Consider the following 13,091-nt stretch of genomic DNA (forward strand, 5'->3'; position numbering starts at 1 on the left):
TGTGTCGGAATATGTCAGCCCTAGTTTATCTCAATCAGCGCATGGTCGGTGCGTGGGGCGATCTCTTTACTTTCCGCTCCGGGGCGAGCATCGTACAATAGCGCAACCTTCTGAATATGGAATGACCATGAGTTTTAGCGCCCTGGGCTCGCTATTGGCAGCCATAGCAGTGCTGTTAGTTGGGACGCTGGTCAACCGTAAGGTCGGGGTGTTATCGCGCTATAACATTCCAGACCCCATTACCGGCGGGCTGATCTTCGCCGTAGTCGCATCGGTGGCGGCGGCCACCATCGACTTCGAAGTCACCTTCGACCACACCATCAAACCCATCTTCTTGCTGATGTTCTTCAGTGGTGTGGGCCTCTGCGCTGATTTACGTATGCTGAAGCGCGGCGGTAAAGCCCTGCTGATCTTCCTGGTTGTGCTGTTGCCTTACATCGTGCTCCAGAACCTTATCGGAGTCAGTCTGGCCAAGGTGCTCGACCTGCATCCCATTTTCGGCCTTGTAGCTGGGTCGATAACTCTTGTCGGCGGCCACGGAACTGGTGCCGCTTACGCCGCCCGCTTCGCCGAAGTGAACAATCTTCAGATGGTCATGGACCTGACCATGACTGTTGCTACGATTGGGCTGGTCGTCGGAGGGGTCATCGGAGGGCCCATCGCGCAATACTTGATCAACCGCTATAAATTGCGTTCAGCGGCAGAAGACAGCGCCGTCACGCGCGAGTTGACGCAGCCTGTGGCTCCGATCAGCACTGTCGCAGCCGTAGGTGCGCTCGCCGGAATCTTCACGGCAGTAGTCGCCGGCCAATGGCTTGCCAGCAAGTTTTCAGGTGGGTCCATCACTATTCCTGCATTCTTGTGGTGCATGCTGATCGGGATTAGCATCCGGAATCTTCTGCCCTTTATCGGAATACGCTTCGATGACCGCGCTGGGGAGCTCATTTCGAACGTATGCCTCTCATTGTTCCTGGTCATGACCATGATGGTTCTGAATCTGGTCGATGTTGCGCTTTCTGCCGGTCCATTCGTGCTGATCATTCTTGTACAGATCGTGTTCATCTTCCTGTATGTGGTTCTGGTATGTTTCCGGTTCATGGGCCGTGATTACGAAGCGGCGGTTACGTCGGCAGCCTTTGTCGGATTCAATATGGGCTCGACGGCGACCGCCATGGCCAATATGCAGGCAGTTACCGCCAAGCATGGCCCCGCGCCCACCAGCTATCTCATCGCTCCGCTGGCAGGTGCATTTTTTGTAGACATCATGAACGCCTTTATTCTTACGGGCATGCTGGCCATACCCTTTGTCGGAGGCTGAACATGCGCTCTATATTTGCCTGTCTCTTCCTGATTTTCCTGTCAGCTTGCAGCTTGGGCCCCGACACAGATGCGCTGCGTACCGATATCGAACAGCGTCTTGAATTTGCACTGTCCAAAGATGTCGTCGAATTGGTCAGTCTTGAACGGCGCGGATCACAAAAAGACACCAGGGCTCCCGCAGCGGAAGACCAGCGCATTATTTACTTCGATGCCGCGCTCAAACTCAAGCGGGACATTGACTTTAGCGCGTGGAATGCTCCCGGCGTGGCCGGCTTGGTTTCCAGTCTGGGTGCGGGGCCGAAAGGCATGTCTGGCATCACCTCCGGAGGAAACAAGGCCGGCGATGTAATCACCGCTCACGGCACGGCGCTCTATCGGCGTGATGGTCAGCGCTGGGTGACGGTTGCGCCGGCCGGCTATCAGCCGCCGGTGGCGCCAGGGTTCGCCACCGGTTCCGCAGAAGGCATCGGGGCTATTTTGGCTGCCTTGCGCAAAGTAGTTGACGCCTTCCCGCGTGATTCGTCTCCGGCACAGCATGCCGCAATTCAAGAGGAATTGGCGACTGCACAGGACAACATACAGGCCCGGTTGGTCAGGCTCGCGAACGGGTACGCGATTGCGGCCGGGGCCGAGCACGGGCAATACCTGCGCGTAGCAAAAGCCTTGTTCACTGAGCGAAATTCGCGGGGTGTGCCTTTGATTACGCGTGGCGGCGAAGAGAACTTGCAGCTTCTGCGCTCGGGCAAAGTTTCCCTGGCTCTGGCTCAAGGAGACGCCGCACTAGACGCCTACGAAGGCACAGGAGCGTTCGAAGGCCAGGGGCCGCACAGCGTGTTGCGCGCCATTGCCAGTCTATATCCCGAACCTGTGCATGTATTGGTCAGGGGCGACGATACGCGGGCCTCGATAGCCGACTTGCGATCCAGCCGCGTGGCCATCGGCGAAATCGGCTCGGCCTCGCGTACGACTGCGCTGCGTGTGCTCGAGGCGCACGGATTGACGCTTGACGATATCTCCGCGCAGGAACTGGGCCTTGGCGCCGCCTTGCTTGCGCTGCAACGCAACGAGGTCGACGCGGTATTTCAGGTCATTGGCACCCCGGCAGACAGTATTCGCGCTTCGTTGACGTCCATGCCCTTGCGCTTGCTGCCCTTATCTACAGAAGCGGTATCTAAGCTTGCCGACGAGAAACGGGGCTATTTTCCGTACGTAATCACCAAAGGGACGTATCCCGGACAGGAGCACGACATACAAACGATTGGGACTGCCGCGCTTCTGCTGACAGACGCAACGCTTTCCGACGCCGAAGTCGGCGCGCTGACGCGCGATATTTTCGAACAGGGCCACGACTATTCGGTCTTGGGTAGTGCTCAGGCAGCACAGATATCGCTTGCGACGAGCCGGCAGGGCGTATCCGTCCCCATGCATGGCGCCGCTATCGAGGCGCTTGACCGCATGTCTTTGCCTGCATCAGTAGTCGACCCAGGGCCGACATCAACAAAATAGCGAAAGCAGGTCGCAGCGATCAAGAAATGGTTTCAAGCTTTCAACGAATCTGCGACCGAACATCAGCCTATGCTTATTGATGTCGGCGTTTCAATCGCCTAAAGCGTGGTGTCGTAATCGATGATCAGTGGCGCGTGATCGCTGAAGCGCTGCTCTTTATAAACGGAAGCTTCTTTGGCCGTAGCCGCGATTTCGGGTGTGGCGATCTGGTAGTCGATGCGCCACCCCACATTCTTTGCCCAAGCTTGCCCGCGGTTGCTCCACCAGGTGTAAGCTTCGCCGGTGGCGTCAGGAAATAGTCTGCGATAGACGTCGCTCCAGCCGAGTTCATCGAAAACGCGCGTGAGCCATGCCCTTTCTTCGGGAAGGAAGCCGCTGTTTTTCAGATTTCCTTTCCAATTTTTCAGGTCGATCTCCTTGTGGGCGATATTCCAATCGCCACACAAGATGACTTGCCTTCCGCATTTCGCAAGTTCGATTAGATGGCGGAAAAAGCACTCCATGAAGGTGAACTTGGCCGATTGACGGTGCTCACCGCTGGAGCCAGAGGGCAAGTACAACGAGATTACCGAAAGGTTCTCGTATACCAGTTCCAGGTAGCGGCCCTCAGCATCGATTTCGGGAACGCCCAGGCCTTCGATAACTTGAAGCGGCTGGGTGCGAGCGTAGACTCCGACGCCGCTATAGCCCTTCTTTTCGGCATAGTGGAAGTAGCCGTAATACCCCACGGGGTTCAACATGTCGAGCGTCATGTTGTCGACTTGGGCCTTCAGTTCCTGCATGCACACAAAATCGGCATTCTGGGTAGGCATCCAGTCCAGGAAACCTTTACTGACGGCCGAACGAATGCCGTTTAAATTGGCTGATATTACGCGTAGCATCGTGTGACTCTTGAATCGGGTAAAGCGTAGACTTTACCCGAACCGGAAGCTGGATGCCGTAATTCCCGCAAATGCCTGACTTTCATGATAAACGCAGCTTGCGGAGTCACCTTCGGCGGCACCTGCCGCAACCATAAGCGGAATTAGATGATCTTCGCGGGGGTGCGCCAGCCTCGCAGCGGGTGCGCTCTCCCATTGTTCAAGCAATTGGTCGCGCTGGTGAATGGGCGAGTTCAGCAAGACTTGTTGAAGCCAGGCGTCGAACTGTGCTGACGCTGCGGCGCCGCCGCCGTAGATTTGCCGCAGGTTGTGGTAACTAAGACCACTGCCGACAATCAGTACGCCTTCGTCGCGCAAGGGAGCAAGAGCCCGGCCCAGCGCGAGATGCAGCTTTGGGTCGTAGTTCGCGTCAATCGATAACTGGACCATAGGCACGTCGGCCGCCGGGTACATGACAAAAGCAGGCACAAAGGCGCCATGATCAAACCCGCGTTGCGCGTCTGATCCGACAGGCAAGCCTGCTTCAGTCAGCAGCTGTTGCACGCGCGCGGCAAGCTCGGGGGAGCCCGGCGCTGGGTACTGGATGTTGTATGTGTTTTCGGGAAAGCCGTAATAATCGTAAAGCATGCCCGGTGCGGGGTTCGCCATTACCGTGAACGAACCACGAGTCTCCCAGTGTGCGGACACCATGAGAATGGCTTTGGGTTTGTTCCCTATTTGTTTGGGAATGTCGGCCAGGGACGCGGCTAACGTTGCATTACTGGCTTCCATCTGCGGAATATACGGCCAGGGACCGCCACCGTGGGAAACAAAATAAACAGGCAGTTTCATGATTTCTTTCTAAAGCCCCCGGCGTTAGGCGCCGGGGTTATCAAGGACTTATTCAGGCAGACTTAGACGGATTTCTTGCGCAAAGCGTCAACGCTCCAGGGACCCCCGCCTGCGAACGCAATGAAAAGGAATACGAAGCAGAACAGCACTGCTAATTCGCCGCCATTCAACAGGGGCGACAGCAGGTGGCCCTTAGGAGCAACGTGGCCAATAAAATACGCGGCTGCGGTAAAGCCTGAAGCGATAAAAGCGGCAAACTGGGTGAACAGCCCGATTACCAGTAAGGCACCGAAGATCAATTCGATGAGGCCCGATGCACCGTACATGGAGGCGATAGGTACACCGGACATTTGTGTGGCCGGAATACTGAGGATTTTCGTGGTGCCGTGTGCTATCAGCAAATATCCGCTGACAATACGCAAAATGCTAAGTATGCGTGGAGTCCAGATTGCGCTCGAAGGGGTCATGGTGATTCCTGTTTGAATGTGGTGTTGAAAGTCTTTGATCTAACGCAAGAAAGTTTAATAGATAAGCCTTAAGAAATATACTATCGGATTATCATCAGTTCATTTCCTAATAGGAAACGATGGACACACTTCTTAGCTTACGTGTATTTTGCGAAATTGCCGCCGCGGGCAGCTTTGTCGGCGCGGCTCAACGCTTATCGCTGTCGGCCCCAATGGTCAGTAAACACATGGCCCACCTGGAACGCGAACTTGGCGTCCGCTTGCTAAACCGCACAAGCCGGCGCGTCAGCCTGACCGAAGCCGGGGGCTTGTATTTCGAGCAGTGCCGCGCCGCACTGGAAACCCTGGAGTTGGCAGCGGCCGCAATCGGGCGTAGCGTCGAAGCGCCACGCGGAGCGCTGAAGGTCACTGCGCCGGTATGGTTCGCGAATCCGAGCGTGGTCAAGGTGCTCGCGGCCTATCAGAAACGCTATCCCGACGTGATGCTGGATCTGCGGTTTTCCAACCGGAAGGTGGATCTGGCTGCGGAAGGCTACGATTTGGCGTTGCGCGTGACGCACGACCCTTCACCTCACCTCATCGTGCGTCGAATTTGCCGGATTCAGTTTTATTTAGTGGCCGCGCCCGAGTATTTCAGCCGCTATGGCATTCCTAAATCACTTGCCGACCTGGATAACTACGGGGCTATTCTGCCCAGCTACCTTAATACCGAAGGCTTTGAATTCGAGGGGCCGAAAGGCAAAGTCACCATACGGTTGAACCCGCTGATGAAATCTGACGATTCCACCTATTCGTACCATGCCGTCAAGGCCGGAGTCGGTATCGGGTTCTTGCCGGCGTGGCTGGTGGATGAGGATTTGGCCTCGGGAAGCCTGCTGCAGGTCTTACCCCAATATGAGCAGCCACCACACGAACTCTACGCGACTTACATCAGCCGGAAATATCTAACGCCGAAAGTGAGAAGCTTTATCGATTTTCTAACGGTTAATTTAGGCGAATCACCGTAATGACGGATAATGTCGCTTTTCCCATTTCTGTGTCTGAATCATGGTTGAATCTTCTTATCGCACCGATTTCGTGCGCTTTTCGTTGGACCAGGGCGTATTGCGTTTTGGTCAGTTCAAGGTCAAGTCGGGGCGGTTAAGCCCTTATTTTTTCAACGCTGGCTTGTTCAATTCTGGTTTGTCGGTGGGCCGCCTGGCGCAGTTTTATGCGCAGGCCCTGGTTGATTCCGGAGTGTCTTTCGACATGCTCTTTGGCCCGGCTTATAAAGGAATTCCGCTTTCCACGGCGACATCCATCGCGTTGGCTAACCATCCCGGCCTGAATGGTCTTGATGTCCCGTTTGCTTATAACCGCAAGGAAGCAAAAGATCATGGCGAAGGCGGCGTATTAGTGGGCGCACCGCTACGTGGCAAGGTCGTGATTATCGACGACGTGATCACAGCCGGCACGTCGGTAAGGGAATCGGTCGATATCATTCGTGCCGCTGGTGCCGAACCTGTCGCGGTGCTGATTGCGCTGGACCGCATGGAGCGTGCGGGCGCCGATGACGCCTTGTCGGCCCACTCCGCAGTACAAGACGTCGCCAATACCTACGGAATCCCGGTAGTCAGTATCGCTTCGCTGGCAGATATCATGGGCCTGCTCGAAAACGATCCACAACTGGCCGAACACAAGGACGCCGTCGCGGCTTATCGGGCTAAATACGGCGTGTAGGCGGTGGGCGTGGCGCGGCGCAATTACGATGGTACTCGGAACATAAGGTAGTAAGGCTGGGCCACGTCGATGCTCACTCGGATCCTATTGCCATTTGCCGCGCAGGGATCGAAGGAGAAAAGTTTGAGGAGCGCAAGCGACGATCTTTTCGTATTCGAGTCCCGGAGCGGCGAATGGCTTTTAGGACCAAGGTTTATCGACCGCAATCTTCGATCGGGCCTAAGAAAAAACGGGCCGTTAAAACGACCCGTTCATAAATCCTAACCCAGCTTTTCCTTCAGCAAATCATTGACCTGTTGCGGATTCGCCTTGCCTTTGGCCGCCTTCATTACTTGGCCAACCAGAGAGTTGAAGGCTTTCTGCTTACCCGCTCGGAACTCCTCGACGATGGCAGGATGGGCAGCCAGAACGTCGTCGATCATGGCGCCGATGGCGCCGCTATCGCTGATCTGCTTCAAGCCCCGCCCGTCGATGATTGCATCGGGATCGCCGCCGTGTTCACCCTCCCACATCGCGGTGAAGACATCGCGCGCCATTTTGTTGGAGATCGTGCCGTCGATGATTCGAGCGACCAAGCCAGCAAGCGCAGGCGGCTGAATGGGGCTCTGCTCGATTTCGATTTCGTCCCGATTAAGTGCTGCCGAAAGTTCGCCCAGCACCCAGTTAGCCGCTAGTTTGGCCTGGCCCTGGGGCAGCTTGCTTGCCACTTCTTCGAAAAAGACAGAAATCGCTCGGCTGGTCGTCAGCTGCGCGGCATCGTAGCCGCTGAGCCCTAGGTCCTGTTCGAAACGCTGGCGTTTCTGGGCAGGAAGTTCGGGCATGGCGTCTTGTATGCGGCTTATCCATTCAGGTGCAATTACCAGAGGCGGAAGGTCGGGATCGGGAAAATAACGGTAATCGTGCGCGTCTTCTTTGCTACGCATGCTGCGGGTTTCGTCACGTTCGGAATCGTACAGGCGTGTTTCCTGGACTACTTTGCCCCCGTCTTCGATCAGTTCGATCTGACGACGAACTTCATACTGAATCGCGCGTTCAAGAAACCGGAATGAATTCACATTCTTGACTTCACTGCGGGTGCCAAGTTCTTTTTGGCCTTTAGGGCGAACTGAAACGTTGGCGTCGATCCGGAACGATCCCTCTTGCATGTTGCCGTCGCAAATGCCCAACCAGACAACCAGCCCATGCAAGGCACGCGCATAGGCAACTGCCTCGGCGGCCGAGCGCATTTCGGGTTCAGAGACGATCTCGAGCAGTGGAGTTCCGGCCCGGTTCAGGTCAATGCCTGTTGATGATTCACCATGCGGGCCGACGAAATTTTCGTGCAGCGATTTGCCCGCATCTTCTTCAAGATGGGCGCGGGTGAGGTTGATCGTTTTTTCTTCATCACCGACAAAAAAGCTAATCGTGCCGCCTTGCACCACCGGAATCTCGAACTGACTGATTTGGTAATTTTTTGGCAGGTCGGGATAAAAGTAATTTTTGCGGGCAAAAATTGACCGCGGCGCGATATGGGCGCCCACAGCAAGGCCGAACTGGATGGCGCGTTCGACAGCGCCTTTGTTCATGACCGGCAGGCTTCCGGGGAGAGCCATGTCGACTTCATTGGCCTGAGTGTTGGGCGCAGCGCCGAAGCACGTACTGCTGTTAGAAAAGATCTTGGATTCGGTGGAAAGCTGTGTATGCGTTTCCAGTCCGATGACGATTTCCCATTCCATTATTGCTGTCCTGGTTTACGTTGGTGCCAGTCGGTAACTTGCTGGAAACGGTCGGCGATAGCCAACAGTTGCCCTTCATTGAAGTAGTTGCCGATAATTTGCAGGCCGATAGGCAAAGGGCGTGCGGGACTACCAAAACCGCAGGGGATTGACATGGCAGGCAGGCCGGCCAGACTCACGCCCAGCGTATAGACGTCGGCCAGCCAGTCGGCGGTCGGGTCTTCGCGATTATCGCCAATGTGCTTGGCCACGGTAGGCGTGACCGGTCCCATGATGACGTCGCACTGATTGGTGAACGCCTGCTGGAAGTCATTGACTATCATGCGCCTGACGCGTTGCGCCTGCAAATAATAGGCGTCGTAATAACCGTGGGACAACACATAGGTACCCACCATGATGCGCCTGAGTACTTCCGGGCCAAAGCCTTCAGTGCGCGAGCGGCTGGTCATTTCAGCCAAGTCGTGATACTGGGCAGCCCGGTGACCATAGCGCACGCCATCGTAACGCGACAGATTGCTCGAGGCTTCGGCTGGAGCGATGACGTAATAGGTCGGTATGGACAATTCCGTGCGAGGTAGCGAAATACTGACCCGGACCGCGCCGAGCGACTCAAAGATTTTCAGGGCAGCTTCTACAGCATCGGCGACGTCGCTGGCCAGGCCAGCATTAAAAAATTCGGTGGGAACGCCTATGCGCAGACCTTGTAGCGGCAAGGCGCCGGATGCATTTTGTACCTTGATGGCGCCTTCGAAATCGGCCCGCATGCGACCGGGAATATTCTGGGCGCCATCGCACGTTTCAAGGCTGGTCGAGTCGCGCGGATCAAAGCCGCTCATGGTGTCCAGCAGATCGAGCAGGTCTCTGGCATGGCGAGCTATGGGGCCGGCCTGGTCCAGGCTGGAACCATAGGCGATCATGCCGTAGCGGGAAACCGTGCCATACGTAGGCTTGATGCCGCTTACGCCGCACAATGCAGCTGGCTGGCGCACAGACCCCCCTGTGTCGGTTCCTGTGGCGGCCAAAACCAGCCCCGCCGCGACCGCGGCAGCTGACCCACCCGAAGAACCGCCTGGCACCGCTGAGTGATCCCAGGGATTTTTAGTAGGACCGAAAGCGGAATTCTCGTTCCCTGAGCCCATGGCAAATTCATCGCAATTGAGCTTGCCTATTGAGACTGTGCCCGCTTGCAATAGCTTCCCGACCACCGTTGCGTCGAACGGACTGACGTAGCTTCCAAGCATTTTGCTGGCAGCAGTGGTGCGCCAGCCCTGCGTGACGAATACATCTTTGTGTGCGATGGGTATGCCGGTAAGTGGCGTGGCCTGTCCGGCGTCCAGGAGTTTGTCGGCGGCTTGGGCTTGGGCCAGTGTCAGTTCAGGATCGATCTGCAGGAAGGCATTCAGGCCGGCATGCGCGTGTGCAGCGTCGAGAGCGCTGACGGCGACTTCACGGGCGCTAACCTTGCGCCCTTGCAGGGCGTTCCGTAACGCTGCAATGCTGTCGAATTCGGTGTGTAGTAGATTACGTGACATGTATTACTCGATAACCGTGGGCACAAGGAACAATCCATCAACCTCGGCAGGGGAGTTGGCCATCAATGCCTGGCGTTGGACGGCCGTATTGGTCGTTGTGGCGACGTCGGGACGCAGTCGCAACATGATATCCTGATGCGCTGAAAGCGGATGAGCCATGGGCTCGACACCGCTAGTGTCGACGGCTTGCAATTGCTGAATCAGGCTCAGCATTCCGTCCAGATCTTTCTGGGCGTGCAACGTTTCTTCAGACGAGAGTTCAATGCGTGCGAGCCGTGCGATACGGGCCACATCTTGCGGGGAAATTGCCATTAGTGTCTTAAGTAGTAAAGGATACGGGCCGAAATGTTTCCGCTTGCAACGGTTACGGAGAGCGGTAAGTTACAGAACATAATATGCTGTTATTTGACCTTATCAAGATTGAATTATAAGTTATCATTGTTGGTTTAATTCATCAGCCAACTTATTGCTCCCGCTTTAGCGGTAGAGCTTTTCTGAATTAAAACTTTTTCAATTCTGATTTCACTGAGCGCCCATGTTCGGATTCCTGCGTAGTTATTTCTCCACCGATATGGCGATCGATCTCGGTACGGCCAACACATTGATCTACGTTCGCGGTAAGGGCATTGTGCTTGACGAACCTTCGGTCGTGGCCATTCGCCATGAAGGCGGGCCAAACGGCAAAAAAATTATCCAGGCGGTAGGCCGTGAAGCCAAGCAAATGCTGGGACGTGTGCCCGGAAACATCGAAGCCATCCGCCCCATGAAAGACGGCGTAATTGCCGATTTCACTGTTACCGAGCAAATGCTCAAGCAATTCATCCGCATGGTGCATCCGCGCAGCATGTTCGCTCCCAGTCCGCGTATTATCGTGTGCGTTCCCTGCGGTTCCACCCAGGTCGAGCGCCGTGCGATTCGTGAATCTGCTCTGGGCGCCGGTGCAAGCCAGGTGTACCTTATCGAAGAGCCCATGGCGGCCGCTATCGGCGCTGGGCTTGCGGTATCCGACGCCAGCGGGTCGATGGTGGTCGACATCGGCGGCGGTACTACCGAAGTAGCCATCATTTCGCTAGGCGGTATGGTCTACAAAGGCTCAGTACGTGTTGGCGGCGACAAATTCGATGAGTCCATTATTAATTACATCCGTCGAAATTACGGCATGCTAATCGGCGAACCGACTGCCGAACTTATCAAGAAAGAAATCGGTTCTGCATTTCCGGGCTCTGAAATTCGCGAAATCGAGGTCAAGGGGCGGAATCTCTCCGAAGGCGTGCCACGCAGTTTTACGGTATCGTCCAACGAAATCCTTGAATCGCTTACCGACCCACTCAATCAAATTGTGTCCGCGGTTAAAACCGCGCTCGAACAGACGCCGCCCGAACTCGGGGCCGATATCACCGACAAGGGCATTGCCCTGACAGGCGGGGGCGCGCTGCTACGCGACCTTGACCGGCTACTCCAGGAAGAGACCGGTCTTCCGGTCGTCGTTGCAGATGACCCTTTGACATGTGTTGTACGCGGCTGCGGCGAGGCACTCGAACACCTCGAGCGTCTTGGGACGGTCTTCATTTACGATTAAGTTCGGTTCCGTAAAGGCCGGGTAAATGCACATTCGTGTGCGCTCGGCAGCTCAAGGCGCAAGCGCGACAATTCCATGCAAGACAATGGCACGATCAGGCTATTCAAACGCGGTCCGACCGCTGAGTTTCGCCTGTTCGTGCTGGTCGTGTTGGCATTGAGCCTGCTTATTGTCGACTCGCGCTGGCGCATCCTCGATCCCGCAAGGCAAGCCATCTCGGTAGTGCTCTATCCTTTCCAGCGCTTGATGCTTGCACCCCGGGACGCCGTGGAACATTTCAACAGTTGGACTGACGCGGCGGCGTTGGCACGAACAGAAAAAGAAGCACTGCAGCGGCAACGCATTGAACTGGCCCAGATTTCTACGCACGCAGCACAGCTGGCCGCTGAAAACGAGCAATTGCGTCGCCTTCTTAATGTGGCGGACCTGGTTACCCAGCCGTCGGTGGCCGTCGAAGTGTTTTACGAGCCCCCCAATGCATTCTCCCATCACCTTGTGTTTAATAAAGGCTCATCCAGCGGAATTCGCCCCGGCATGCCCATTATTGACGAAGGTGGGATCGTTGGGCAGATCGTCCGTGTTACCCCGTTTACTTCCGAGGCGGCGTTATTGACGGATGACAAGGTGTCGATACCCGTACAGGTGCTGCGTAACGGGCTGCGCCTTATCGCTTTCGGTGGCAACGTATCGGGCAAGGTCGAAGTTCGCTATCTGACGGCCGATGTCGATCTTGAGCCTGGCGATACTCTGGTCACCAGCGGCATCGGTGGCTTGTTTCCGGCTGGTTTGTCGGTGGCGAAAGTCGATCGCGTTGAACGGGACCCGACTTCAGGCTTCGCGCTGGCCGTGGCTACTCCGCTATCGCACCCGGAGAGGCACCGCCATTTCCTGGTGTTGCGCGTCGATGTCTCCGATCCGGAAACCAACACAGAGGGGCTGCCGAATGGTTCGCAAGCCGGAAAATAGCAGCCCAATAGCGACGGCTGGACGCTCCTCGCTGAGTTCGCTCCAACCTATCGACAGTTCGCCGTTCAAGCGGCCGTCCAGCCCTATATTCATTTGGGTGACGCTCTTGCTTGTATGGCTTATTTCCCTTTTGCCTTGGCGCTTATGGCAACCGGGACCCGATCTGCTGCTTTTGGTGATTGCGTTCTGGTGTATGAACGAGCCGCTCCGAATCAACATGCTGGTCGCGTTTTGTTTCGGACTTTTGATGGATGTTCATGACGGCGGTTTGCTCGGCGAACAGGCGCTGACTTATACGCTGGTGGCTTACGGTGCACTCCAACTGAGTCGCAGGTTACAGCGATTTAATTCCATCGTTCAGGCGATCCATATGCTGCCGATCATTATCCTCGCCGAGGGGGTGGCGGGACTAAGCCACGCCTGGCTCGCCGGCGAATGGACCGGCTGGCATTGGCTATGGTCCGGCTTGTTCACGGCCGCGCTGTGGCCGCTGGCCGACGTGTTGCTGCATATGCCGCAGCGGCGTCTGGACGAAACGGAGTCCGGATCGGCGTAGCGCAGGCTACGTCGCAACT

General features: G+C 56.1%; 13 protein-coding genes. 7 read left to right on the top strand and 6 right to left on the bottom strand.

The features are described 5' to 3' along the window. The first annotated feature begins 127 nt into the window (after positions 1-127). Both gltS and EKL30_RS07125 read left to right on the top strand, forming a co-directional pair. Positions 128-1,318: a sodium/glutamate symporter gene (gltS, locus tag EKL30_RS07120; RefSeq protein WP_126706478.1), complete on the top strand. Its 1,191-nt coding sequence runs from the start codon at positions 128-130 to the stop codon at positions 1,316-1,318. Between the two features lie 2 nt (positions 1,319-1,320). Continuing rightward, positions 1,321-2,826, top strand: coding sequence for a TAXI family TRAP transporter solute-binding subunit (locus EKL30_RS07125; RefSeq protein ID WP_126706479.1), 1,506 nt, complete (start codon positions 1,321-1,323; stop codon positions 2,824-2,826). A 98-nt stretch (positions 2,827-2,924) separates the two neighbouring features. Here the strand turns inward: EKL30_RS07125 and EKL30_RS07130 are convergent, their stop codons facing one another. The 3 genes from EKL30_RS07130 to EKL30_RS07140 form a co-directional block, all read right to left on the bottom strand. Next, entirely contained in the window at positions 2,925-3,707 is a 783-nt protein-coding gene (locus tag EKL30_RS07130) for an exodeoxyribonuclease III (RefSeq protein WP_126706480.1), read from the bottom strand. 33 nt (positions 3,708-3,740) lie between these two features. Beyond that, positions 3,741-4,538 carry a class III extradiol ring-cleavage dioxygenase gene (locus tag EKL30_RS07135; protein WP_126706481.1) on the bottom strand — a complete coding sequence of 266 codons (798 nt, stop codon included), beginning with the start codon at positions 4,536-4,538 and terminating at the stop codon, positions 3,741-3,743. A gap of 62 nt (positions 4,539-4,600) precedes the next feature. Beyond that, complete coding sequence (locus tag EKL30_RS07140; protein WP_126706482.1) at positions 4,601-5,005, bottom strand: DoxX family protein; 405 nt, start codon at positions 5,003-5,005, stop codon at positions 4,601-4,603. 119 nt (positions 5,006-5,124) lie between these two features. On the opposite strand from EKL30_RS07140, the gene EKL30_RS07145 reads away from it, so the two are divergent. Both EKL30_RS07145 and pyrE read left to right on the top strand, forming a co-directional pair. Next, the gene (locus tag EKL30_RS07145; RefSeq protein WP_126706483.1) at positions 5,125-6,012 is read left to right on the top strand and encodes a LysR family transcriptional regulator; all 888 of its coding nucleotides are present in this window, start codon (positions 5,125-5,127) and stop codon (positions 6,010-6,012) included. A 40-nt stretch (positions 6,013-6,052) separates the two neighbouring features. Then, entirely contained in the window at positions 6,053-6,724 is a 672-nt protein-coding gene (pyrE, locus tag EKL30_RS07150; protein WP_126706484.1) for an orotate phosphoribosyltransferase, read from the top strand. A 260-nt stretch (positions 6,725-6,984) separates the two neighbouring features. On the opposite strand, the gene gatB is transcribed toward pyrE, so the two are convergent. From gatB to gatC, 3 genes are read right to left on the bottom strand one after another with little or no spacing between them, the layout of a single operon-like run. Beyond that, positions 6,985-8,439: an Asp-tRNA(Asn)/Glu-tRNA(Gln) amidotransferase subunit GatB gene (gene gatB / locus EKL30_RS07155; protein WP_126706485.1), complete on the bottom strand. Its 1,455-nt coding sequence runs from the start codon at positions 8,437-8,439 to the stop codon at positions 6,985-6,987. Next, positions 8,439-9,971: an Asp-tRNA(Asn)/Glu-tRNA(Gln) amidotransferase subunit GatA gene (gatA, locus tag EKL30_RS07160; protein ID WP_126706486.1), complete on the bottom strand. Its 1,533-nt coding sequence runs from the start codon at positions 9,969-9,971 to the stop codon at positions 8,439-8,441. Before gatA ends, gatB begins: the two co-directional genes overlap by 1 nt. A 3-nt stretch (positions 9,972-9,974) precedes the next feature. Next, complete coding sequence (gatC, locus tag EKL30_RS07165; protein ID WP_126706487.1) at positions 9,975-10,283, bottom strand: Asp-tRNA(Asn)/Glu-tRNA(Gln) amidotransferase subunit GatC; 309 nt, start codon at positions 10,281-10,283, stop codon at positions 9,975-9,977. A 223-nt stretch (positions 10,284-10,506) separates the two neighbouring features. Here gatC and EKL30_RS07170 point away from each other — a divergent pair, with 223 nt between their 5' ends. The 3 genes from EKL30_RS07170 to mreD all read left to right on the top strand — a co-directional run bounded on the left by EKL30_RS07170 (position 10,507) and on the right by mreD (position 13,072). Continuing rightward, positions 10,507-11,550 (top strand): rod shape-determining protein, encoded by a 1,044-nt coding sequence (locus EKL30_RS07170; RefSeq protein WP_126706488.1) that lies wholly within the window; start codon positions 10,507-10,509, stop codon positions 11,548-11,550. Positions 11,551-11,625: 75 nt separating this feature from the next. Further along, the gene (gene mreC, locus EKL30_RS07175; RefSeq protein ID WP_126706489.1) at positions 11,626-12,516 is read left to right on the top strand and encodes a rod shape-determining protein MreC; all 891 of its coding nucleotides are present in this window, start codon (positions 11,626-11,628) and stop codon (positions 12,514-12,516) included. Further along, a complete protein-coding gene (gene mreD, locus EKL30_RS07180; protein WP_126706490.1) occupies positions 12,494-13,072 on the top strand; it encodes a rod shape-determining protein MreD in 579 nt (192 codons plus the stop codon). The genes mreC and mreD overlap by 23 nt, the downstream gene beginning before the upstream one ends. Positions 13,073-13,091 lie beyond the last annotated feature (19 nt).

Source organism: Candidimonas sp. SYP-B2681, from assembly GCF_003971065.1.
In the GTDB taxonomy this organism is placed as follows: Bacteria; Pseudomonadota; Gammaproteobacteria; order Burkholderiales; family Burkholderiaceae_B; genus Pollutimonas.